Source organism: Mycobacterium kubicae, from assembly GCF_015689175.1.
In the GTDB taxonomy this organism is placed as follows: domain Bacteria; phylum Actinomycetota; class Actinomycetes; order Mycobacteriales; family Mycobacteriaceae; genus Mycobacterium; species Mycobacterium kubicae.
Genome location: NZ_CP065047.1, coordinates 1,911,201 through 1,930,699, shown reverse-complemented (window position 1 = coordinate 1,930,699; position 19,499 = coordinate 1,911,201). Strand labels below are relative to the sequence as shown.

The 19,499-nt window shown below is 67.6% G+C and carries 20 protein-coding genes and 2 pseudogenes; 6 read left to right on the top strand and 16 right to left on the bottom strand.

The window, feature by feature from the left end; translation table 11 throughout:
* The first annotated feature begins 11 nt into the window (after positions 1 to 11).
* Complete coding sequence (locus I2456_RS09180) at positions 12 to 740, top strand: GAF and ANTAR domain-containing protein (RefSeq protein WP_068025067.1); 729 nt, start codon at positions 12 to 14, stop codon at positions 738 to 740.
* Between the two features lie 15 nt (positions 741 to 755).
* On the opposite strand, the gene I2456_RS09175 is transcribed toward I2456_RS09180, so the two are convergent.
* On the bottom strand, positions 756 to 974 hold the full coding sequence (locus I2456_RS09175) for a hypothetical protein (RefSeq protein WP_068025064.1): 219 nt from the start codon (positions 972 to 974) through the stop codon (positions 756 to 758).
* Between the two features lie 95 nt (positions 975 to 1,069).
* Between I2456_RS09175 and I2456_RS09170 the strand changes: the two genes are divergently transcribed.
* A complete protein-coding gene (locus I2456_RS09170; RefSeq protein ID WP_068025061.1) occupies positions 1,070 to 1,495 on the top strand; it encodes a MarR family winged helix-turn-helix transcriptional regulator in 426 nt (141 codons plus the stop codon).
* Here I2456_RS09170 and I2456_RS09165 read toward each other — a convergent pair.
* Genes I2456_RS09165 through rpsB form a run of 3 tightly spaced genes read right to left on the bottom strand, consistent with a single transcriptional unit; the run spans position 1,492 to position 4,581 of the window.
* Positions 1,492 to 2,898: an amidase gene (locus I2456_RS09165; RefSeq protein WP_068157771.1), complete on the bottom strand. Its 1,407-nt coding sequence runs from the start codon at positions 2,896 to 2,898 to the stop codon at positions 1,492 to 1,494. The two genes, I2456_RS09170 and I2456_RS09165, sit on opposite strands and share 4 nt — an antisense overlap.
* Positions 2,899 to 2,909: 11 nt before the next feature.
* Positions 2,910 to 3,728: a translation elongation factor Ts gene (gene tsf / locus I2456_RS09160; protein ID WP_068025055.1), complete on the bottom strand. Its 819-nt coding sequence runs from the start codon at positions 3,726 to 3,728 to the stop codon at positions 2,910 to 2,912.
* Between the two features lie 13 nt (positions 3,729 to 3,741).
* Positions 3,742 to 4,581, bottom strand: a complete 840-nt coding sequence (gene rpsB, locus I2456_RS09155) for a 30S ribosomal protein S2 (protein WP_068025052.1) — start codon at positions 4,579 to 4,581, stop codon at positions 3,742 to 3,744.
* A gap of 309 nt (positions 4,582 to 4,890) precedes the next feature.
* On the opposite strand from rpsB, the pseudogene I2456_RS09150 reads away from it, so the two are divergent.
* Positions 4,891 to 5,355 (top strand): annotated as a pseudogene (locus I2456_RS09150) (M23 family metallopeptidase); the annotation flags it as partial.
* Between the two features lie 64 nt (positions 5,356 to 5,419).
* On the opposite strand, the gene I2456_RS09145 reads toward I2456_RS09150, so the two are convergent.
* The 8 genes from I2456_RS09145 to I2456_RS09110 all read right to left on the bottom strand — a co-directional run bounded on the left by I2456_RS09145 (position 5,420) and on the right by I2456_RS09110 (position 13,442).
* Positions 5,420 to 6,328: a tyrosine recombinase XerC gene (locus tag I2456_RS09145; protein ID WP_085074465.1), complete on the bottom strand. Its 909-nt coding sequence runs from the start codon at positions 6,326 to 6,328 to the stop codon at positions 5,420 to 5,422.
* Positions 6,329 to 6,361: 33 nt separating this feature from the next.
* On the bottom strand, positions 6,362 to 7,534 hold the full coding sequence (locus I2456_RS09140; RefSeq protein WP_085074464.1) for a lactate 2-monooxygenase: 1,173 nt from the start codon (positions 7,532 to 7,534) through the stop codon (positions 6,362 to 6,364).
* A 22-nt stretch (positions 7,535 to 7,556) separates the two neighbouring features.
* Entirely contained in the window at positions 7,557 to 8,408 is an 852-nt protein-coding gene (locus tag I2456_RS09135) for a siderophore-interacting protein (RefSeq protein ID WP_085074463.1), read from the bottom strand.
* Between the two features lie 33 nt (positions 8,409 to 8,441).
* Positions 8,442 to 9,596 (bottom strand): DNA-processing protein DprA, encoded by a 1,155-nt coding sequence (gene dprA, locus I2456_RS09130; protein ID WP_371869930.1) that lies wholly within the window; start codon positions 9,594 to 9,596, stop codon positions 8,442 to 8,444.
* Between the two features lie 14 nt (positions 9,597 to 9,610).
* Entirely contained in the window at positions 9,611 to 11,122 is a 1,512-nt protein-coding gene (locus tag I2456_RS09125; protein ID WP_068025017.1) for a YifB family Mg chelatase-like AAA ATPase, read from the bottom strand.
* Positions 11,122 to 11,499 (bottom strand): YraN family protein, encoded by a 378-nt coding sequence (locus I2456_RS09120; protein WP_068025732.1) that lies wholly within the window; start codon positions 11,497 to 11,499, stop codon positions 11,122 to 11,124. Before I2456_RS09120 ends, I2456_RS09125 begins: the two co-directional genes overlap by 1 nt.
* A 103-nt stretch (positions 11,500 to 11,602) precedes the next feature.
* Entirely contained in the window at positions 11,603 to 12,424 is an 822-nt protein-coding gene (fdhD, locus tag I2456_RS09115; RefSeq protein ID WP_085074461.1) for a formate dehydrogenase accessory sulfurtransferase FdhD, read from the bottom strand.
* A gap of 34 nt (positions 12,425 to 12,458) precedes the next feature.
* Entirely contained in the window at positions 12,459 to 13,442 is a 984-nt protein-coding gene (locus I2456_RS09110) for an NAD-dependent epimerase/dehydratase family protein (protein WP_068025010.1), read from the bottom strand.
* A gap of 126 nt (positions 13,443 to 13,568) precedes the next feature.
* Here I2456_RS09110 and I2456_RS09105 point away from each other — a divergent pair, with 126 nt between their 5' ends.
* Together I2456_RS09105 and I2456_RS09100 are read left to right on the top strand one after the other, a co-directional pair.
* The gene (locus I2456_RS09105) at positions 13,569 to 14,927 is read left to right on the top strand and encodes a WS/DGAT/MGAT family O-acyltransferase (protein ID WP_085074460.1); all 1,359 of its coding nucleotides are present in this window, start codon (positions 13,569 to 13,571) and stop codon (positions 14,925 to 14,927) included.
* Positions 14,928 to 15,031: 104 nt separating this feature from the next.
* Positions 15,032 to 15,793 carry a GAF and ANTAR domain-containing protein gene (locus tag I2456_RS09100; protein ID WP_068025004.1) on the top strand — a complete coding sequence of 254 codons (762 nt, stop codon included), beginning with the start codon at positions 15,032 to 15,034 and terminating at the stop codon, positions 15,791 to 15,793.
* 12 nt (positions 15,794 to 15,805) lie between these two features.
* Here the strand turns inward: I2456_RS09100 and I2456_RS09095 are convergent, their stop codons facing one another.
* The 4 genes and pseudogenes from I2456_RS09095 to rplS form a co-directional block, all read right to left on the bottom strand.
* Complete coding sequence (locus I2456_RS09095) at positions 15,806 to 16,111, bottom strand: DUF2469 domain-containing protein (protein WP_012393608.1); 306 nt, start codon at positions 16,109 to 16,111, stop codon at positions 15,806 to 15,808.
* Positions 16,108 to 16,928 (bottom strand): annotated as a pseudogene (locus I2456_RS09090) (ribonuclease HII). Before I2456_RS09090 ends, I2456_RS09095 begins: the two are co-directional and overlap by 4 nt.
* 3 nt (positions 16,929 to 16,931) lie before the next feature.
* On the bottom strand, positions 16,932 to 17,765 hold the full coding sequence (lepB, locus tag I2456_RS09085; protein WP_085074459.1) for a signal peptidase I: 834 nt from the start codon (positions 17,763 to 17,765) through the stop codon (positions 16,932 to 16,934).
* 45 nt (positions 17,766 to 17,810) lie between these two features.
* A complete protein-coding gene (rplS, locus tag I2456_RS09080; RefSeq protein WP_068024994.1) occupies positions 17,811 to 18,152 on the bottom strand; it encodes a 50S ribosomal protein L19 in 342 nt (113 codons plus the stop codon).
* 349 nt (positions 18,153 to 18,501) lie between these two features.
* Here rplS and I2456_RS09075 point away from each other — a divergent pair, with 349 nt between their 5' ends.
* On the top strand, positions 18,502 to 19,446 hold the full coding sequence (locus I2456_RS09075; protein WP_085074516.1) for a serine hydrolase: 945 nt from the start codon (positions 18,502 to 18,504) through the stop codon (positions 19,444 to 19,446).
* Positions 19,447 to 19,499: the final 53 nt, after the last annotated feature.

The window sequence follows — 19,499 nt, the reverse complement described above, 5'->3', positions numbered from 1 at the left end:
ATACTTGTCGGATGCGGGGAAATCCTGAGGCGGCTGCCTATTCACAAAGCGAGCTATTTCGCCTCACCGAAATGGTCCGCAATCTGCCGCAACAAGGTGGCGCCGATGCACAAGCGACACTCGATGAGATCACCGAAAGTGCCGCCAAGTCCGTGCCGGGCGCCCAACACGCCGGCATCACCCTGACCAGACACTGCAAAGTCCTCGAGACGCCCTCGGCGACCGCGGGGTACGCCGTTCAGCTCGACGAGATCCAGGGGCGCCTCGGCGAGGGACCCTGTGTGTCGTCGGCGTGGCAGCATCACACCATTCACATCGACGACATCGCCACCGAGGACCGGTGGCCTCGCTATCGCGACGAAGTGCTGCGCCACACCCCCATCCGCTCCATCCTGTCCTTCCTGATGTTCAACGACCGCCAGACCGCCGGTGCGCTGAACTTCTACGCCGAACCGACCCACGCATTCGACGACGATTCGGTGGAAGTCGGTTTTGCGTTCGCCACGCACACGGCGTTGGCATGGAACATCGTGCGCCGCGACGAGCAATTCCACAGCGCGCTCGCCTCGCGCGACATCATCGGACAGGCGAAGGGCATGCTGATGGAACGGTTCAGCATCGATGCGATCGGCGCCTTCGATCTGCTGAAGCGGCTCTCGCAGGAGTCGAACACGCCCGTCGCCGAAATCGCCCGCCGACTGGTCGGTTCCGGGCGTCCCCGCGACCCGGACGTCCCCTAGCCACGCCGCACGCGTTCAGCGCCAAGCGGTTTCGGCTTCCTGCTCATAATTGTCGTATGCCGTGATCAACCCGATCAGCACTTCGGCAGTCGTCTCGAGCAGACCTTGCCCCCGCGGGTCGGCGACCTTCTCGATGATCTCCCGCGCGTGCAGCGCAGCGTCGTTCAGCATCTCTTTCAATTTCACCGTGTGGTGGCGAGGGTCCTCCTCGCCGTACTCTTGTCCATCCGCCATGACGCCTACATACCCTGACCGGTGCGTCGGCAACCAGACGGCGATCTGCGTGGTGCTACGCCATCTGACCGGCCATCTATGTCAAGATGCCTGACATGGGTCAAGTCGACGACGCCCCGTTGGGCTACCTGCTCTACCGGGTGGGCGCCGTGTTGCGGCCCGAGGTTGCTGCCGCACTGAGTCCGCTCGGCCTCACCCTGCCCGAATTCGTCTGCCTGCGGATACTTTCCCAGTCGCCGGGATCGTCCAGCGCCGAATTGGCGCGCCACGCAGGCGTCACCCCGCAGGCGATGAATACGGTGCTGCGCAAGCTGGAGGATTCCGGCGTGGTGGCCCGGCCCGCATCGGTGTCCTCGGGACGCGCGCTGCCGGCCACGCTGACCAGTCAAGGCCGCGCCCTGCTCAAGCGCGCGGAAACCGTCGTGCGCGGAGCCGACGCCCGCATCCTCGCGAAATTGACTGCGGCTCAACAGCGCGACTTCAAGCGGATGCTCGAGCGGCTCGGCTCCGACCAGCGTTAGGCCGGGTCCTGGATGCGCGGCCAAGGCTGCGCTTCCTCGAGCTCGTAGGCCAGTTCCAACAGTCGAGCTTCTTCGCCGATGTCAGCGGAGATCATCAACCCGACGGGCAGTCCGTCGGCGGATTGCCCCAGCGGCAGCGAGATCGCCGGTTCCCCGGTGACGTTCTGCAACGGCGTGAACGCCACCCAGCTGGATAGCCGGTCGATGATCTGCTGATAGTCGGTGGGCGCGAGATAGCCGACCTGGGGCGTCTGGTCAGCAAGCGTCGGCGTCAGAACCGCGTCGTAGGTGGAGAAAAACTGTGCGGTACGCCGTCGCGCGGCGCGCAGCCGCATGATCGCCAGTGGGATGCGATGCAGGTTGCGGTTGGCGTGGCGGAACAGGCCCAAGGTCAAGTTGTCCAGCCGGCTGCGATCGAAGGTCTTGCTGAGGGTGAAGCGGCCGGTACCGACCTGCGCCAGCGACAGCAGTCCCCAATACAGGATGAAGTCTTCTTCGAAACTGCTTGCCACGGGCGGTGTTTCGACGTGCTCGATGCGGTGGCCGAGTTCTTCGAGCAGGCCGGCGGCTTTGAGGGTCAGCTCCTTGACCTGCGGGCTGGCGTCCCGGTTGACCGAGCGGGTCACCACGGCGATCTTCAGCCGCTGTTTGCCCGGCCGCGTGATGTCCCCGATCGGCGGCAGCTTGCGGGGCTGGTAGGTGCGTTCGGCTTCCCGGTAGAAGGCCGCGGTGTCGCGGACGGAGCGACTCACCACGCCGTTGGCCACGACCACGACCGGCATGTGACGCAGCTCCGGGTTCAACGGCAACCGGCCCCGGGAGGGTTTCAGTCCGACCAGGCCATTGCACGCGGCGGGGATCCGAATGGATCCGCCGCCGTCGTTGGCGTGCGCGATCGGCACCACACCGGCGGCGACGAACGCTGCCGAACCCGACGACGAGGCACCGGCGGTGTAGTCGGTGTTCCACGGGTTGCGCACCGGCCCGATGCGGGGATGTTCGGCCGCCGCGCTGAACCCGAACTCCGACATCTGCGACTTGCCCAGCGGTATCAGTCCGGTCGAGGTGAAGACCCGGGTGAACTCGCTGTCAGCGGCGGCATTGCGGGGCGTCCAGGCGTCGGTGCCCAGCATCGTGGGCTGGCCCTCGACGTCGACGTTGTCCTTGATGTAGCTCGGGACGCCGTCGAAGAAGCCGAAGGTCTTCCCCTGCGCTCGGGCCCGCGCCCGGTCGAACGCCGCATACGCGACACCGTTGAGCGCGGAATTGACCGCTTCGGTGCGCGCGATAGCGGCCTCGACCACCTCGGTGCGGGACACTTGTCCGGTCCGGATGGCCTCGGCCAGGCCTACCGCGTCCAGGTCGCCGAGCGCGTCGTCGGCGAAGGCATGTATGCGGGGCATACCCCCAGCCCCTAGGCCTGGCCTACCTCGAAACGCACGAACCGCGTGACCGTGACACCGGCCTCCTCGAGCAGGGCCTTGACGGTCTTCTTGCTGTCGGACACCGACGGCTGTTCGAGCAGCACGGCGTCCTTGAAGAAGCCGTTGAGCCGGCCCTCGACGATCTTGGGCAGCGCCTGTTCCGGTTTGCCTTCGGCCTTGGCGGTTTCCTCGGCGATGCGGCGCTCGCTGGCGACGACGTCTTCGGGCACGTCCTCGCGGGACAGGTAGCGCGCTTTGAGCGCGGCGATCTGCAGCGCCACCGCGTGGGCGGCCTCGGCTCCCCCGTCACCGGTGTACTCGACCAGTACGCCCACGGCCGGCGGCAGGTCCGCGGCCCGCTTGTGCAGGTAGGTCTCGACGGTGCCGTCGAAGTTGGCGACGCGGCGCAGCTCCAGCTTTTCGCCGATCTTGGCCGACAGGGCGGCGATCGCCTCCTCGACGGTCGTGTCACCGGCTTTGGCGGCCTTGAGAGCGTCGACGTCCGCGGCTTTGGCCGAGGCGGCGGCGGTCACCACCTGCTCGGCCAACTGTTGGAATTCAGCGTTCTTGGCAACGAAGTCGGTCTCGCAATTGAGCTCGATCAGCGCGCCGCCCTTGGCCGCGACCAGACCCTCGGCCGTCGCCCGCTCGGCACGCTTGCCGACGTCTTTGGCGCCCTTGATGCGCAGCGCCTCGACGGCCTTGTCGAAGTCGCCGTCGCTGTCGGCCAGCGCGTTCTTACAGTCGAGCATGCCTGCGCCGGTCAGTTCCCGAAGCCGCTTGACGTCGGCAGCGGTGAAGTTTGCCAATGCTCAGCCTTTCTTAGGATGCGTCTGTGGTTGGTTCGGTGGGGCCGGTGCCGGCTTCACCGGCGGGGGTGGCAGTGGCGGTGGCGCCGGCCAGTAGCTCCTGCTCCCACTCGGCCAGCGGCTCGGCGGCGTCCGCCTCCGGTTTGCCGTCACCGCGGCCCACTCCGGCGCGGGCCTGCAGGCCCTCGGCGACCGCGGAAGCGATCACCTTGGTGAGCAGGGCGGCCGAGCGGATGGCGTCGTCGTTGCCCGGGATCGGGTAGTCGACCTCGTCGGGGTCGCAGTTGGTGTCCAGGATCGCGATGACCGGGATGCCCAGCTTGCGGGCCTCGCCGACGGCGATGTGCTCCTTGTTGGTGTCGACGACCCAGACGGCCGACGGCACCTTGGCCATGTCACGGATACCGCCGAGGCTGCGCTCCAACTTGTTCTTCTCGCGGGTCAGCATCAAGATTTCCTTCTTGGTGCGGCCCTCGAAGCCACCGGTCTGCTCCATGGCCTCGAGCTCCTTGAGGCGCTGCAGGCGCTTGTGCACGGTGGAGAAGTTGGTGAGCATGCCGCCCAGCCAGCGCTGGTTCACGTAAGGCATGCCGACGCGGGTCGCTTCGGCCGCGACGGACTCCTGCGCCTGCTTCTTGGTTCCGACGAACATGACGCTGCCGCCGTGAGCGACGGTCTCTTTGACGAACTCGTACGCCTTGTCGATGTAGGTCAGCGTCTGCTGCAGGTCGATGATGTAGATGCCGTTGCGGTCGGTGAAGATGAACCGCTTCATCTTGGGATTCCAGCGACGGGTCTGATGCCCGAAGTGGGTGCCGCTGTCGAGCAGCTGCTTCATGGTTACAACAGCCATTGTCGGCCATTCCTTTGTTCTCGGTTGTCGCCCGGCATCGGGTGAGGCCGGCCCCTGGCGTCTGCTGCGGTGCCGAACCCGTTCGGAAGGGATTCCGGTTGGGACCGCTCGGCATGCTGGTACGAGCTCGAGGAGCTGCGTGCAGGCGCGCGAAGTCAGCCCGCCGAAACGAGCTGCGTTAGGAAGTTTACACCGAGCCAGCTGGTGGTTTTCCCCAGCGGCGAGCCCGTGCACAGGACGGCGACGGGTGACTGGCCGGCGCGCGGGGTGTGTGACTGGACTCAACGGATGCGATGGGTAGCGCTGATCCTGCTGTGCTGGGTGCTGCTGAACGCTCCCCCGGCCGACGCCGACGATGCGCGGCTGAACTGGCCGCTGCGGCCGCCGCCGACCGTGGTGCGCGCCTTCGATGCCCCGTCACCGGATTGGCATCCCGGGCATCGTGGCGTGGACTTGGCGGGGACACCACGCCAGCCGGTGTTTGCCGCCGGTGCGGCCACGGTCGTCTTCGCCGGGTCGCTGGCGGGGCGCCCGGTCGTGTCTTTGGCGCACCCTGGCGGCTTGCACACCAGCTACGAGCCGGTGTGGGCGGCGGTGCGCGCTGGTCAGGTGGTGACGGCCCAGACCGTGCTCGGTGAGTTGGTGGCCGGGCATCCGGGCTGCCCGGTACCGGCCTGCCTGCACTGGGGCGCGATGTGGGGGCCGGCGTCGCGTGCCGACTATGTCGATCCGCTGGGCCTGCTGGTCTCGACCGCTATCCGGCTCAAGCCGCTGGGGGGCTGATTGTTCGCTTGACTCTGAGCGAGCGGCAGATCTGCTGGCGAAAAGCTGAGGCTATTCACGCCCGCGGATGGGCCTGATCATGGACCGCGCGCAACCGTGAGACCGCGACGTGGGTGTAGAGCTGGGTGGTCGCCAGGCTGGAGTGACCGAGGAGTTCCTGGACCACGCGCAGGTCGGCGCCGCCTTCGAGCAAATGCGTTGCGGCGCTGTGCCGCAACCCGTGCGGTCCCATATCGGGCGCGCCGTCCACGGCGGCGATCGTTTGATGCACCACCGTGCGGGCTTGGCGCACGTCGAGTCGTCGACCTCGGGCACCCAGCAGCAACGCCGGTCCCGACTCCGCGGTGGCCAATGCCGGACGCCCCTGGGTCAGCCAGGCATGCAGCGCCTCGGCGGCTGGTCGCCCGAACGGCGCGGTGCGCTGCTTGTTGCCCTTGCCCAGCACGCGCAGCAGCCGATGCCCGGCGTCGACGTCGTCGATATCGAGGCCGCACAATTCACTGACCCGAATCCCGGTGGCGTACAACAGTTCGACGATCAGCCGTTGGCGCAGCGCGAGCGGGTCGCCTTCCTGGGCGCCGGTCTGCGCGGCCGTCATGGCGGCCAGCGCCTGGTCCCGGCGCAGCACCGACGGCAGGATGCGGTGCGCTTTGGGCACCTGCAGCCGCACGGCGGGGTCGGTCGCCAGGATTCCGCGGCGGGTGGCCCACGCGGTGAACGCCTTGATCGACGAGGTGCGCCGGGACAAGGTGGTGCGCGCCGCGCCGGCACCGGCAGACGTCGCCAACCACGCGCGCAAGACCGGCAGGCTCAGCGCGTCCAGATCGGTCTTGCGGTCGTCGAGAAACGCGAACAGCGACCGCAGATCGCCCAGGTAGGCGCGACGGGTGTGCGCCGAGCGGCCGCACTGCAACGCCAGGTACTCGTCGAACTCCTCCAGGATCGCGTCGTAGTTCTGCGGCATGGGACCACGCTGGCAGAAAGGTCCCCGAGGGCATCAGCCGACGCGCCGCAGCGTGTCCGGGGTGAGATCTTTCAGGGTCGGATAGCCGTCGACGGCCATGATCAGGTCGGCCTCGGCGAGCAACATGCGCAGCACGTGCACGATCCCGTCGACGCCGCCCAAAGCCAGGCCGTAGGCGTAGGGCCGGCCGACACCGACGGCAGTGGCGCCCAGGGCCAGCGCCTTGACGATGTCGGCGCCGCTGCGGATACCCGAGTCGAAAAGCACCGGCAGCCCGTCGGCGGCCTCCACCACGCCGGGCAGGCACTCGATCGCGGCCAGGCCGCCGTTGGCTTGCCGGCCGCCGTGGGTGGAGCAGTAGATGCCGTCCACGCCGCCGTCCTTGGCGCGCCGCGCGTCGTCGGGATGGCAGATCCCCTTCAACAGCAGCGGGAGATCGGTCAGGGAGCGCAGCCAGGGCAGGTCATCCCACGTCAGTGGGTTGCCGAAGATCGCGCCCCAACGCAAGACGACGCCTTGCGGGTCTTCCTCGGGCGGGCGGGGCAGGCTGGCGCGGAACACTGGATCGCTGGTGTAGTTGGCCAGGCAGTGACCACGCAACTGCGGGAAGTTGGCGGTGCTCAGATCCCGCGGCCGCCACCCGGGCACCCAGGTGTCGAGCGTGACGATGATGCCCTGGTATCCGGCCGCTTCCGCACGGCTGACCAGGCTGGCGGCCAAGTCGCGATCCCTCGGCGTGTACAGCTGGAAAAACCCTGGCGTGTCACCGAATTCGGCCGCGACGTCTTCCAGGGGGTCGGCCATCAGGGTGGAGCCGACCATGGGGACGCCGGTGGCCGCGGCAGCGCGTGCGGTAGCCAGATCGCCGTGGCCGTCTTGGGCGCACAACCCGATGACGCCGATCGGCGCCATGAACAGTGGCGAGGGGAAGGCGCGGCCGAATAGCTCGACGGACAGGTCACGGTCGGCGGCACCGACGAACATGCGCGGTATCAAGCCCCAGCGTTCGAAGGCCTCGCAGTTGGCGCGTTGGGTGCGCTCGTCACCGGCACCGCCGGCGACATAGGACCACACCGACGGGGACATGGCCATCTCGGCTCGGGCCTCCAGCTCTTTGAACGCCATCGGCAACTGCGGCGCCACCCCGGCGAGGCCTTGGAAGTAGATCTCGAGCTGATAGTCGCCGAACGGCGGTGTCAGGGCCATGGAGTGAGGATGCCGTGACCCGTTACTGCGCGCCAGCCTCAGCCTCGGCGAGTTCCCGCTTCCATTGCCGGAACGTCTCTTCGGTCCGTCCGCGCCGCCAGTAGCCGGAGATCGACGACGCCCACTTCGCCTCGACGCCGCGCTCCTTGCGGATGTAGGGCCGCAGGTTGTGCATGACGGATTGCGCCTCACCGTGGATGAAGACCTGCACCTGCCCGGGTAACCACAGCGCGGTGGTGACCGCTTCGATCAGCGGCGCGTGGTCACCGGCGCGGTCCTCGGGTACCAGGTCGGCGCGCCCGCCCCGGTAGACCCAGTTGACCTGAACGGACTCCGGCGCGGTCAAGGCAATCTCGTCGTCGGGGCCGGCGACTTCGATGAACGCCTTGCCGACCGCATCGGGCGGCAACGCTTCCAGCGCCGCGGCGATGGCCGGTAGCGCGGATTCGTCGCCGGCCAGCAGGTGCCAGTCGGCTGCCGGGTCCGGGGCGTAGGCCCCGCCTGGGCCCATGAGGTAGATCCGCTGGCCGGGTTGGGCTGCTGCCGCCCAAGGGCCGGCCACCCCGTGCTCGCCGTGCAGCGCGATGTCGATGGCGATTTCGCGGGCGGTCGAGTCGACCTTGCGGACGGTGAAGGTGCGCACTGGCGGCTGTTTGACGGCGGGCAGGTCGGCGAAGCTGTCCATGGTCAGCGGCTGCGGTAAGGCGGCCACGTCGATGTCTTCGGCGACGAACGCCAGCTTGACGTAGGAGTCGGTGAAGTCGCTGGGGACGAAGGTGTCAAAGCCGCTACCGCCTAGCCGAACCCGGATCATGTGCGGTGTGATCTGTTGGGTCCCGACGACTTCGAAACTCTGCAGAGGTCGACCCGCCACTTGTCCTCCTGTCCAGTCCCAACCCTTCGTCGACTATACGAGTCGCGCCGTGGTGCTACCGGCCGTGGCCGCAGCCGCTCGGGTGCGGGCCAGCCGCCACCGGCCCTCGCGGCGTTCCACTAACCCGGCCACCTCCAGCATGGCTAGCGGACCGAACACCGACGCCGCTACCAGGCCCGACCCCACCGCGATCTCGTCGATGGTGGCCGCCCCGCGGCCCGGCAACGCCTCGTAGACCTGACGTTCGACCTCGCTGAGCTGGTCGAGTGCGGTCGTGGGGTGCGGCTGTTCGTCTGCCAGCTCTCCGATGTGACCGACCAACTCGACGACGTCGGCGGCCCGGGTCACCAACTGGGCGCCGTTGCGGATCAACACGTGACACCCCGCGGACGCCGATGACGTCACCGGCCCGGGCACCGCGGCCACCACCCGGCCCAATGCCCGTGCCCAGGCGGCGGTGTTGGCCGCGCCGCTGCGCAGTCCGGCTTCCACCACCACCGCCGCGCCGCTGACGGCGGCCACCAGCCGGTTGCGGGTGAGGAAACGATGCCGGGCCGGGCGCACGCCGGGTGGATATTCGGTGACCAGCAGGCCATCTCGGGCGATGCGGTGCAGCAACGCCGAATGCCCCGCCGGGTAGGGGATGTCCACGCCGCCGGCCAGCACCGCGACGGTGAGTCCGTCGCATTCCAGTGCCGCGCGGTGGGCTGCTCCGTCGATGCCGTAGGCGCCGCCGGAAACCACCGCGACGTCATGTTCGGCCAGACCGGTGGCAAGGTCATCGGCCACGCGCTCGCCGTAGCTGGTCGCCGCGCGGGTGCCGACCAACGCGGCCGCGCGCTGAGCGACCTCGTCGAGGCGCGCGGGCCCCAGGGCCCACAACACCAGCGGTGGCCCGCCGCGCGGTCTGGCTCGGGCAGCGGCCCCACCGAAGGAGGCGAACGCGATCACCGGCCACTCGTCGTCGTCAGGGGTGATCAGCCGTCCACCGCGGCGCGCGAGCAGCTCGAGATCTGCCGCAGCACAATCGACGTCGCGCCGCGACTCGGTCTGGCGGGCCAGGTCGTCATCCACCAAGCCGCGGCGCACCCGGTCGGCCGCCGCGACCGGCCCAACGCTGCTCACCAACGCGGCGAGCTCCGCACACGGTGGTTCGGCGACGCGCGACAGGTAAGCCCACGCCCGCATCACCTCCTCGGCGCTCATCGGGCCGCCCCCGCTTGCCGGAAGCTCAGCGCGGTCGCGACTTCGTCGAACCCCGGTGAGGTCCGCCCGGCCAAATCGGCCAAACTCCACGCGACCCGCAGTGTGCGATCCACACCCCGGATGCTGAGCATGCCCCGGTCCAGCGCGGTGCGCAGCGGCTTCATCGCGGCGTGGCTCAACCGGAATTCGCGCCGCAACAACGACCCGCTAACTTCGGCGTTGGTGGTGAACCCGTGCGGCTTCCAGCGTTGGGCGGCCACCTGCCGGGCGGCCGCGACGCGGCGGCGCACCTGCGCCGTCGCCTCGCCGGTTTCGGCCGAGAACGCTTTGGCTCCGGCCGGATGCATTTCCACCCGCAGATCCACCCGGTCCAGCAGCGGGCCGGACAGCTTGCCCAGATAGCGCCGCTTGACCGCCGCCGCGCAGATGCAGTCCTGCGGATCAGCCGGCGCGCAGGGGCACGGGTTGGCCGCCAGCACGAGCTGGAACCGAGCCGGATAGCACGCCACCCCGTCGCGGCGGGCCAAACGAATCTCCCCGTCTTCCAACGGTGTTCGCAACGCTTCCAGCGCGCTGACGCTGATCTCGGCGCACTCGTCGAGGAACAACACACCGCGGTGAGCTCGGCTGACCGCCCCGGGGCGGGCCATGCCCGATCCCCCACCGACAAGCGCTGCGACACTGGAACTGTGGTGCGGCGCCACGAACGGCGGCCGGGTTATCAACGGGGTGTCCCCCGACAGCAGCCCCGCCACCGAATGGATCGCGGTGACCTCCAGCGACTCGGTGTCCGACAATGGTGGCAGTATTCCTGGAAGGCGTTGTGCCAGCATGGTTTTGCCCACTCCCGGCGGCCCGGTCAACATCAAGTGATGGGATCCGGCGGCGGCCACTTCCACAGCGAACCGGGCCTGGGACTGCCCGACCACGTCCGCCAGGTCGGCCGAGTCGTCCTGCGGCGGGGCGGCGGCGACGAGCCTGTCGTCCAGATCGGCGGACCCGTTGAGCCAGTTCTGCAGTTGCCGCAGCGTGCGGACGCCCCACACGTCGATGCCGTCGACCAAGCTGGCCTCGGCCAGGTTGTCGGCGGGAACGACGACCGCGGGCCATCCGTCGCGTTTGGCGGCCAGCACCGCCGGCAGTACGCCGCGGACCGCCCGGACTCGTCCGTCGAGCGACAACTCCCCCAACAACACCGTCTTCTCCAGCTTGTGCCACGGTTTCTTGCGTTGCGCCGACAAGACCGCGGCGGCCAGCGCGATGTCGTACACCGACCCCATCTTGGGCAGCGTGGCCGGTGACAGCGCCAACGTCAGCCGGGCCATCGGCCAGGTGTTGCCGCAGTTGGTGACGGCGGCCCGGACCCGGTCGCGGGATTCCTGCAGCGCCGCGTCCGGCAGTCCCACCAGGTGCACACCGGGCAGCCCGGAGGTGATGTCAGCTTCGATTTCGACTGTCTCTCCGGCCAATCCGCGCACGGCCACCGAGAAGGCACGCCCGAGCGCCATCAGCCCACGCCTTGCAGGTGGGTGATCTCCGGGGTGCGCCGTCGCCCGATCTGCACACCGACCACGTCGAGGCGCACCGCGGCCCAGCGCCGATCTTGGCCGGCCAGCCACAACCCGGCCAGCCTGCGCAGCCGCCGGACTTTGCGCTCGGTGACCGCGTACGGCAACCCGCCGTAGCCCTCCCCGGTGCGGGTCTTGACCTCGACGAACACCACCGTCCGAGTGCCCGGGTCAGAGGCGATCACGTCGAGTTCGCCGTAGCGGCAACGCCAATTACGGTCCAGGATCTGCAATCCCATGCCGGTGAGGTAGTCCACTGCCAGCGCCTCGCCCATGGCGCCCAACTGGACGCGGGTCATTGTCTTCGTGGTGGTCATGGCGGTTAGCTTGCGGGCTGCCCCCGACATGGCGCGTCACCGAAGAGCATGCACCCCCAGGAAAACTATGGGTTATCCCCAGTTGCGGATTCGTCCACAGCGATTACGTGACGCGGTCCGGCCGGGTGTAGACGTTCATCGAGTCGTCGCGCAGAAACGCGACCAACGTGACGCCCGACTCCTCGGCCAACGAGACGGCCAGTGACGACGGCGCGGAAACCGCCGCCAGCACTGGGATTCCGGCCATCACGGCTTTCTGCGTCAACTCGAACGACGCCCGACCGCTGACCAGCAGGACCGTGGTGCCCAGCGGTATCCGGCTGTGTTCCAGCGCCCAGCCGATGACCTTGTCGACCGCATTGTGCCGGCCGATGTCCTCACGCACCACGAGCATGGTGCCGTCCACCGAAAACAGCGCTGCCGCATGTAATCCGCCGGTGCTGGCGAAAACCTTTTGGGCACTGCGCAGTTGATCCGGCATGGCCTGAACGGTGGCGGCGGTGACGGTGGCGGGATCGTCGCCGGGCGCATAGCGGCTGATCAGCCGGACAGCGTCCAGCGACGCCTTGCCGCAGACCCCGCAGGACGATGTCGTGTAGAAGTTGCGCGTGACGTCCAGGCCGGGGGGTTCGATGCCTGGCGCCAACGTCACGTCCAGAACGTTGTAGGTGTTGCGGCCGTCGTCGCCGCGGCCTCCGCAGTAGCGGACGGTCCGCACGTCTTCACGGTCGGCGATGACGCCCTCGGTCAGCAGAAAACCTTGCGCCAGTTCGATATCGGCGCCGGGGGTGCGCATGGTCACCGTCACCGGCGTCCCGTTGACGCGGATCTCCAGCGGCTCCTCGACCGCCAGTGTTTCGGGTCGAGTGATCGACTTGTCACCAGTGAGATGCTTGACCCGCCGGTGCGCCGTTACGTGGCTCACTGCCTCAACGTACCGGTCGAACGTTCGACGACGCTCAGCGAACGGCCGCGGCCAACTGCGCCAAGGTCTCGGCCGAGGTGTGCGTGGGATGCCAGCCCAGTTCGCGTTCTGCCTTGGACGTGTCCATCACCACCGAGGTGCGCGCCGTGTGCAGCCATTCCAGCAGGGACGGAATGAACGGGATCCGGGAGATGGCGGCAGAGGCCGCCGACGCGGCAGCCGCGGGAACCCGCACCGGTCGGCCGCCGAGGGCTTTGGCGACGTCGCTGATCGTGACCACGCCCTTGCCGGCGATGTTGTAGGCCCCCGGCGGCGCGGGAGCCGTGGCCGCCAGCGCGATCGCTTCGGCGACGTCGTCGTGGTGAACAAGCTGCAGCGGCACACCCGGATCGGGGATCATCGGTTTGAGCACCGGGACCGCGCACACCACCCCACGGACCGGAGCCGGAAGCTGGTTCCACGGCATGGCGTCGGCCAGTGCGTGCGCGTCGGGCCCGGCGACGATGCAGGGTCGCAGCACGAACACCTCCAGCGACGAGCCCTTGGTGACCTCGGCCAGCAACTCTTCGCACTCGGCCTTCTGCGCCGAGTAGTAGTGCTCGGCCGAGCCTCGCGTCGGCACGTCCTCGGTTATCGGCACGGGGTTGTCCGAGTGGTACCCATACGCCGCCACCGACGAGGTGTAGACCAGCCGGCGCGGCCGCTGCGCGGCCACCGTCGCTTCGAACACGTTGCGGGTGCCTTGCAAGTTGATGCGGGCGCTCTCCTCGCGGGAGCCCATGATGATGAACGCCAGATGGACCACGACATCGGCCTGTTCGACCAGCGCGTCGACCGCGTCGCGGTCGAGAATGTCGCCTTGCTGGTACTCGGTCTTGACCCAGCCGCGCAGCCTCGGGTCGAACGGCCGGCGCGCCATGCCGATGATTTTCTCGACGGCGGGTTCGCGCTCCAAGGCGGTGACCGCCGAGATGCCAATTTCCCCGGTCGGCCCGGTAACCGCAACAGTTAATCCCACCTGTCGGAGCTTCCCCGCCGCACCGGTACCCAAACCCTCGCAGACCTCCCCAAATTTGAACCGAATGTGTGCGAGCCGCTGGTCATGGTTATCCCGTTGGGAAAAGACCTACCAGGAGAGAAATCCATGAAGCTGATAGAGCCAGCCGATTCAATGTTTCTCGTCGGCGAGTCCCGCGAGCACCCGATGCATGTCGGCAGCCTGCAGCTTTTCCAACCGCCTGAGGACGTCGGTCCGGAGTTTGTGACCGAGGCCTACGAATCGATGCTCAAGTGCACCGATGTCCAGCCAACCTTCCGCAAGCATCCGGCGTTCTTCGGCCCGGTCACCAATCTGGCGTGGTCGTTTGAGAAAGAGGTCGAACTCGACTACCACTTCCGGCGGTCCGCCCTCCCCCGTCCGGGCCGGGTGCGAGAACTGCTCGAACTGGCTTCGCGACTGCATGGCAGCCTGCTCGACCGGCACCGCCCGCTGTGGGAAGCTCACCTGGTGGAAGGGCTCAACGACGGGCGGTACGCGGTGTTCACCAAGTTCCACCATTCGCTGATGGACGGAGTGTCCGCACTCAAGTTGATGCAGCGTGCCTTCACCAGTGATCCCACCGACGACGAAGTCCGGGTGCCGTGGGAGCTCAAGCCGCGCCAACGCCCCGACAACGGCCAGAAGTCCTCCCCGCTGGACATGATTTCCGGTGCCGTGGGATCGGCTGCCGCGCTTGCCCCTTCGACGTTGTCGCTGGCGCGGGCCGCGCTGATCGAACAACAGCTCACCTTCCCGTTCCGCGCGCCCAAGACGATGTTCAACGTCCGCATCGGCGGGGCGCGGCGCATTGCCGCGCAGTCCTGGTCCCTCGAGCGCATCAATGCGGTGAAGAAAGCGGCGGGGGTCACCTTCAACGACATCGTGCTGGCGATGTCTGCCGGGGCGTTGCGCGCTTATCTGGTGGAACAGAGCGCGTTGCCCGACGACCCGCTGATCGCCATGGTCCCGGTGAGCCTGCGCGACGAGAACGACGGCGAGGGCGGCGGCAACAAGGTGGGCACCGTGTTGTGCAACCTCAACACCGACATCGAGGACGCCGGTCGACGCCTGCAGGGGATTCACTCCTCGATGGCCGACAGCAAGAAGGTGTTCATGGGCCTGCCGCGCACTCAGCAGCTGGCACTGTCCGCTTTCATGGCCGGGGGCTTGTTCTTCGGGCTGATTCCGGGATTTATCCGCACGGCGCCACCCCCGTTCAATATCGTGATCTCCAATGTCCCAGGCACCAAGGACCCGCTGTACTGGCGGGGCGCACGAATGGTCGGCAACTATCCGTTGTCGATTGCGTTGGACGGTCAGGCGATGAACATCACCGTCACCAACAACGCGGAGAACATCGACTTCGGCCTCGTCGGCGCCCGGGGCAGCGTGCCGCACTTGCAGCGCATGCTCGGCCATCTGGAGACGTCTTTGAAGGATCTCGAGCGCGCCGTCGGAGTGTGACGTGGTGCTAGGGACCGCTAATCTACGGGAACCCATCGGGGCCGATCGGCTTCCGGTGCACAACGGGGCCAACGGGCCCCCAGGACGCAGAGGGGAGGGCAGACGTGGCGGACCAGCTGGACACCAGCGCCGAAGGGTCTACACCCGGCGGGGCGACGGCGGATCCGGCGACCGTATTCGCTGCCCTCGCCGAGATCATCTATCAAGGCACCGACGCGGCGCAGATGTACGCCGCTATCTGTGTGGCTGCCACGTTGATCGTTCCCGGCTGCGACCACGCCAGCTTGATGGTGCGCCGCAACGATCGCTACGTCACGGTGGGTGCCAGTGACCGGCTCGCGTACCGGATCGACGAACTGGAGCGGCGTGCCGGCGACGGCCCGTGCATCGACGCGATCGAGGAAGAAACTCCGCAGATCGATTCGGATCTGACCACCGGCTCGCAATGGCCCAAGTTCGCGTCGCTGCTGACCTCCGAAACACCGGTGCGCGGCGCTATGGGATTTCGGCTGCTGATCGACAAACGCAAAGGTGCGGCGCTCAACCTCTTCAGCGAAAAGCCCAACGTCTTCAACTCCGAGTCCGCGGGTCGAGCGGCAGTGCTGGCCGCCTTCGCCAGCGTGGCCATCAACGCGATCGCTCAGGGTGAGGACGCGGTGAGCCTGCGTCGCGGGCTGCTCAGCAACCGCGAGATCGGGAAAGCGGTCGGCATGCTGATGATGCTGCACGACCTGAACGAGGACCAGGCGTTCGACCTGCTGCGGCGCCACTCCCAAAGCCTGAACATCAAGCTGGCCGATGTGGCCCGCCGGGTGATCGACCGCCGGGGTCAACCTCCGTTCGACGGCTCGAACGGGAGCGGCTGACCGCTCGGCGGGCTATTCGGGGAGCCGCAGTTCGGGCTTCTCGACTTCCTCGATGTTGACGTCCTTGAACGTCACCACCCGCACCTGCTTGACGAACCGCGCCGGGCGGTACATGTCCCACACCCAGGCATCGGCCAGCCGCAGCTCGAAATACACCTCGCCGTCGGCGTTGCGCGGCACCATCTCCACGCTGTTGGCCAGGTAGAAGCGCCGCTCGGTCTCTACGACGTAGCTGAACTGGCCGACGATGTCCTTGTATTCGCGGTACAGCGAGAGCTCCATCTCGGTTTCATACTTCTCGAGATCCTCTGCACTCATCTGCCACTCATCTGCTCAGACGTCCTTCTCCCAAGCCGGCTTGCCCGGCTCTTGGCCCGCCCGGTCGCCGGGTGGAACCTCGTGTTCCCATCTTTCCTCACCGGTATTCGCCGCCCTCGGCGGGAGGGTCCGCTTTGAATTCGGCCACCACCTTCACCTCCGACCCCGTCGCCACCCGGCGCACGTTGATGAACGAGTACCGGTGTTCGGAGCAGGGCCCCAACTTGGCCAGCGCCCGGCTGTGCGCGCGGGTGCAGTACCCCTTGTGATCGGCGAAGCCATAGCCGGGATGTTCGGCGTCCATCGCGACCATCAACCGGTCCCGGCTGACTTTGGCCAGCACGCTGGCCGCGGCGATGCATGCGGCCGCCGCGTCGCCACCGATCACCGGCAGGGACGGCACGGCCAGCCCGGGCACCCGGAAGCCGTCGCTGAGCACGTAACCGGGCCGCACCGACAAACCGGCCACCGCGCGGCGCATCCCTTCGATGTTGGCCACGTGCACCCCGCGCCGGTCCACCTCGGTCGACGGGATGAACACCACGTGATAGGCCAGCGCGTAGCGGCAGATCAGCGGAAACAGCCGCTCCCGCGCCTTCTCGGTGAGTTTCTTCGAATCATTGAGCGCGGCAAGGCTTTCCAGCCGATTGGGGCCGAGCACGCAGGCCGCCACCACCAGCGGGCCGGCGCAGGCGCCGCGGCCCACCTCGTCGACCCCGGCCACCGGGCCCAGACCGCTGCGGTGCAACGCCGATTCCAGGGTGCGCAAGCCAGACGATTTCCGGATCACCGTCCGGGGCGGCCAGGTGGTGGCCACCGGCTACTGGCCCTGTTGAGGGTTCAGCGAGCCCACACCACCCCACCGCGACGGCGGCCACACGATGAATCTGGCCTTGCCGATGACGTTGGACACCGGCACGGTGCCCGCCGTCGGGTCACCGGTGCACAGCATCGGGCAGTGGGCCCGCGAATCCGCCGAGTGGGTGCGGTTGTCGCCCATCACCCACAGCCGACCCTGCGGCACGGTGACCGGCCCGAACTCGCTGCCCAGGCACGGATACACCGACGGGTCGGCCATCATGGTGCCCGGGTCCAGGTAAGGCTCCTTGAGGGGCTTGCCGTTGACGGTCAACCCGGTGTCGGACCGGCACTGCACGATTTGCCCGCCCACCGCGATGACGCGCTTGACCAGATCGTTCTCGTCGGGCGGGACGAATCCGACGAAGGACAGCGCGTTCTGCACCCAGCGCACCACCGTGTTGGAGGAGCGGATCGACTTGTAACCCAGGTTCCAGGACGGCGGGCCTTTGAAGACGACGACGTCACCGGGTTTGGGCGAAGTGAAGCGATAGGTGAGTTTGTCGACGAGGATGCGGTCCCCGACGCACGTGGCGCACCCGTGCAGCGTGGGTTCCATCGACTCCGACGGGATCAGGTACGGCCGGGCCACGAACGTCAACATGACGTAGTAGAGGACTACCGCGATGACCGCCAGGGTGGCCAGTTCGCGCAGCGTCGACTTCTTGGGTTTGGCCTCCTCGGCAGCCACCGGGTCGGACGCCGGGGCGTCGACGGTCTCCGGGTCGCCGGGCGACGGCGCGGGCTGAGCCGGGTTCGGCTGACGCTCGGGTGTCGGGCCGGAGGTTTCGGTCACGAGACCACCGTAGTGAGCCGGAGTCGGCCGCCGAGGCGCTGCAAGTCAGCGCTTCTCTTTGATCTTGGCTTTCTTGCCCCGTAGTTCACGTAGGTAGTACAGCTTGGCGCGACGGACGTCGCCACGAGTCACCACCTCGATATGGTCGATGTTCGGCGAGTGCACCGGGAAGGTCCGCTCGACGCCGACGCCGTAGCTCTCCTTGCGCACCGTGAACGTCTCGCGGATACCGCCACCCTGCCGGCGGATCACCACGCCCTTGAACACCTGGATACGTTCCTTGGCGCCCTCGATCACCTTGACGTGGACGTTGATGGTGTCACCCGGGTGGAAGGCCGGGATGTCGTCGCGCAGCGACGTCTGATCGACGAAGTCCAGCCTGTTCATTGGAAAGACACTTCCTCGTGGTCGCGGCTTGGTCAACGCTCACACGCGGGCGTGAGGCACTCACCAAGCCGATGGGTTCGGGCTTTATGGGCGTATCTCGCAGCAGGCGGGAAGCGGCCCGGCCGGCTGACACGTCGGAGACAACTGGTCAATTGTGCCAGACGGTGTGCATGCCATGAAAATCACAGGAAATCCGGGTGGTTCGTGCCCAACCGGAACCGGCTGCAAATGGTACATATGACTGGGATCAAACCGCGCAAATCGAACCCTTTGCGTGACGCCCGGGACGATGGCGATGCGGCCGCCCACACACATCTGCACCATGGCAACGGATGACAAAGGAAGTGGTATGCGAGCACGGCCGCTGACACTGCTCACCGCCGCGGCGGCGGTGACGTTGGTGGTGGTCGCCGGCTGCGAGGCCAAGGTGCAAGCGAAGACCTACAACACGCCTACCCGCAGTGTGCAGGACCAGCCCGCACCCATGCCTCAGCAGCAGGTGGTCGAGTTGCTGCTGCACGACGTCGGTCCGTTGCCCGAGGGGCGGGTGCCGATCAGCGGACTCAGCGGCGCGCAGGCCCGTATCCGGCATGCCACCGATCAGGCCGCCGCCAGTGGCGCCACCCTTTCCATCGCCATTCTCGATCGCGCCACCCACCAGCTGGTCTCCAACGGCAACATGCAGATCGTGGGCACCGCGTCGGTGGCCAAGCTGTTCATCGCCGACGACTTGCTGCTGCGCGAGGCCGAAGGCAAGGCCACGCTGTCCGCCGAGGACCATCAGGCGCTGGACCTGATGTTGCAGTCCTCCGATGACGGCGCGGCGGAACGATTCTGGTCGCTGGATGGCGAAGACGCCATCATCACCCAGGTCGCCAGCCGCTACGGCCTGTCGTCGACGCTGCCGCCCAGCGACGGGCGCTGGTGGAACACGGTCAGCTCGGCGCAGGACTTGATCCGCTACTACGAGATGCTGCTCGACGGCACCGGCGGACTGCCGGCGGATCGGGCCAGGGTCATCGTCAACGACTTGGCCCAGTCGACCCCGAACGGCGTCGACGGCTACCCGCAGCGCTTCGGCATCCCAGAGGGTCTGTACGCCGAACCCGTCGCGGTCAAGCAGGGCTGGATGTGCTGCATCGGCGCCGACTGGATGCATCTGTCGACCGGCGTGATCGGCGCCGATCGCCGCTACATCATGGTGATCGAGTCGTTGCAGCCGTCCGACGACGCCACCGCCCGGGAAACCATCACCCAGGCCGTCAAGACGATATTCCCCAACGGGCGCATCTGAGCGCTGCTGCTCCCGCTTTTCTTCCGCGAGCAGACGCAGAATCGCACTATTCG

Excerpts from the sequence above, each read along its gene's own strand:
- I2456_RS09180 (WP_068025067.1), top strand. The coding sequence starts at position 12 with ATGCGGGGAAATCCTGAGGCGGCTGCCTATTCACAAAGCGAGCTATTT.
- I2456_RS09175 (WP_068025064.1), bottom strand. The coding sequence starts at position 974 with ATGGCGGATGGACAAGAGTACGGCGAGGAGGACCCTCGCCACCACACG.
- I2456_RS09170 (WP_068025061.1), top strand. The coding sequence starts at position 1,070 with ATGGGTCAAGTCGACGACGCCCCGTTGGGCTACCTGCTCTACCGGGTG.
- I2456_RS09165 (WP_068157771.1), bottom strand. The coding sequence starts at position 2,898 with ATGCCCCGCATACATGCCTTCGCCGACGACGCGCTCGGCGACCTGGAC.
- rpsB (WP_068025052.1), bottom strand. The coding sequence starts at position 4,581 with ATGGCTGTTGTAACCATGAAGCAGCTGCTCGACAGCGGCACCCACTTC.
- I2456_RS09145 (WP_085074465.1), bottom strand. The coding sequence starts at position 6,328 with ATGCCGCAGAACTACGACGCGATCCTGGAGGAGTTCGACGAGTACCTG.
- I2456_RS09140 (WP_085074464.1), bottom strand. The coding sequence starts at position 7,534 with ATGGCCCTGACACCGCCGTTCGGCGACTATCAGCTCGAGATCTACTTC.
- dprA (WP_371869930.1), bottom strand. The coding sequence starts at position 9,596 with ATGCGGGCGTGGGCTTACCTGTCGCGCGTCGCCGAACCACCGTGTGCG.
- I2456_RS09125 (WP_068025017.1), bottom strand. The coding sequence starts at position 11,122 with ATGGCGCTCGGGCGTGCCTTCTCGGTGGCCGTGCGCGGATTGGCCGGA.
- I2456_RS09120 (WP_068025732.1), bottom strand. The coding sequence starts at position 11,499 with ATGACCACCACGAAGACAATGACCCGCGTCCAGTTGGGCGCCATGGGC.
- I2456_RS09105 (WP_085074460.1), top strand. The coding sequence starts at position 13,569 with ATGAAGCTGATAGAGCCAGCCGATTCAATGTTTCTCGTCGGCGAGTCC.
- I2456_RS09095 (WP_012393608.1), bottom strand. The coding sequence starts at position 16,111 with ATGAGTGCAGAGGATCTCGAGAAGTATGAAACCGAGATGGAGCTCTCG.
- rplS (WP_068024994.1), bottom strand. The coding sequence starts at position 18,152 with ATGAACAGGCTGGACTTCGTCGATCAGACGTCGCTGCGCGACGACATC.
- I2456_RS09075 (WP_085074516.1), top strand. The coding sequence starts at position 18,502 with ATGCGAGCACGGCCGCTGACACTGCTCACCGCCGCGGCGGCGGTGACG.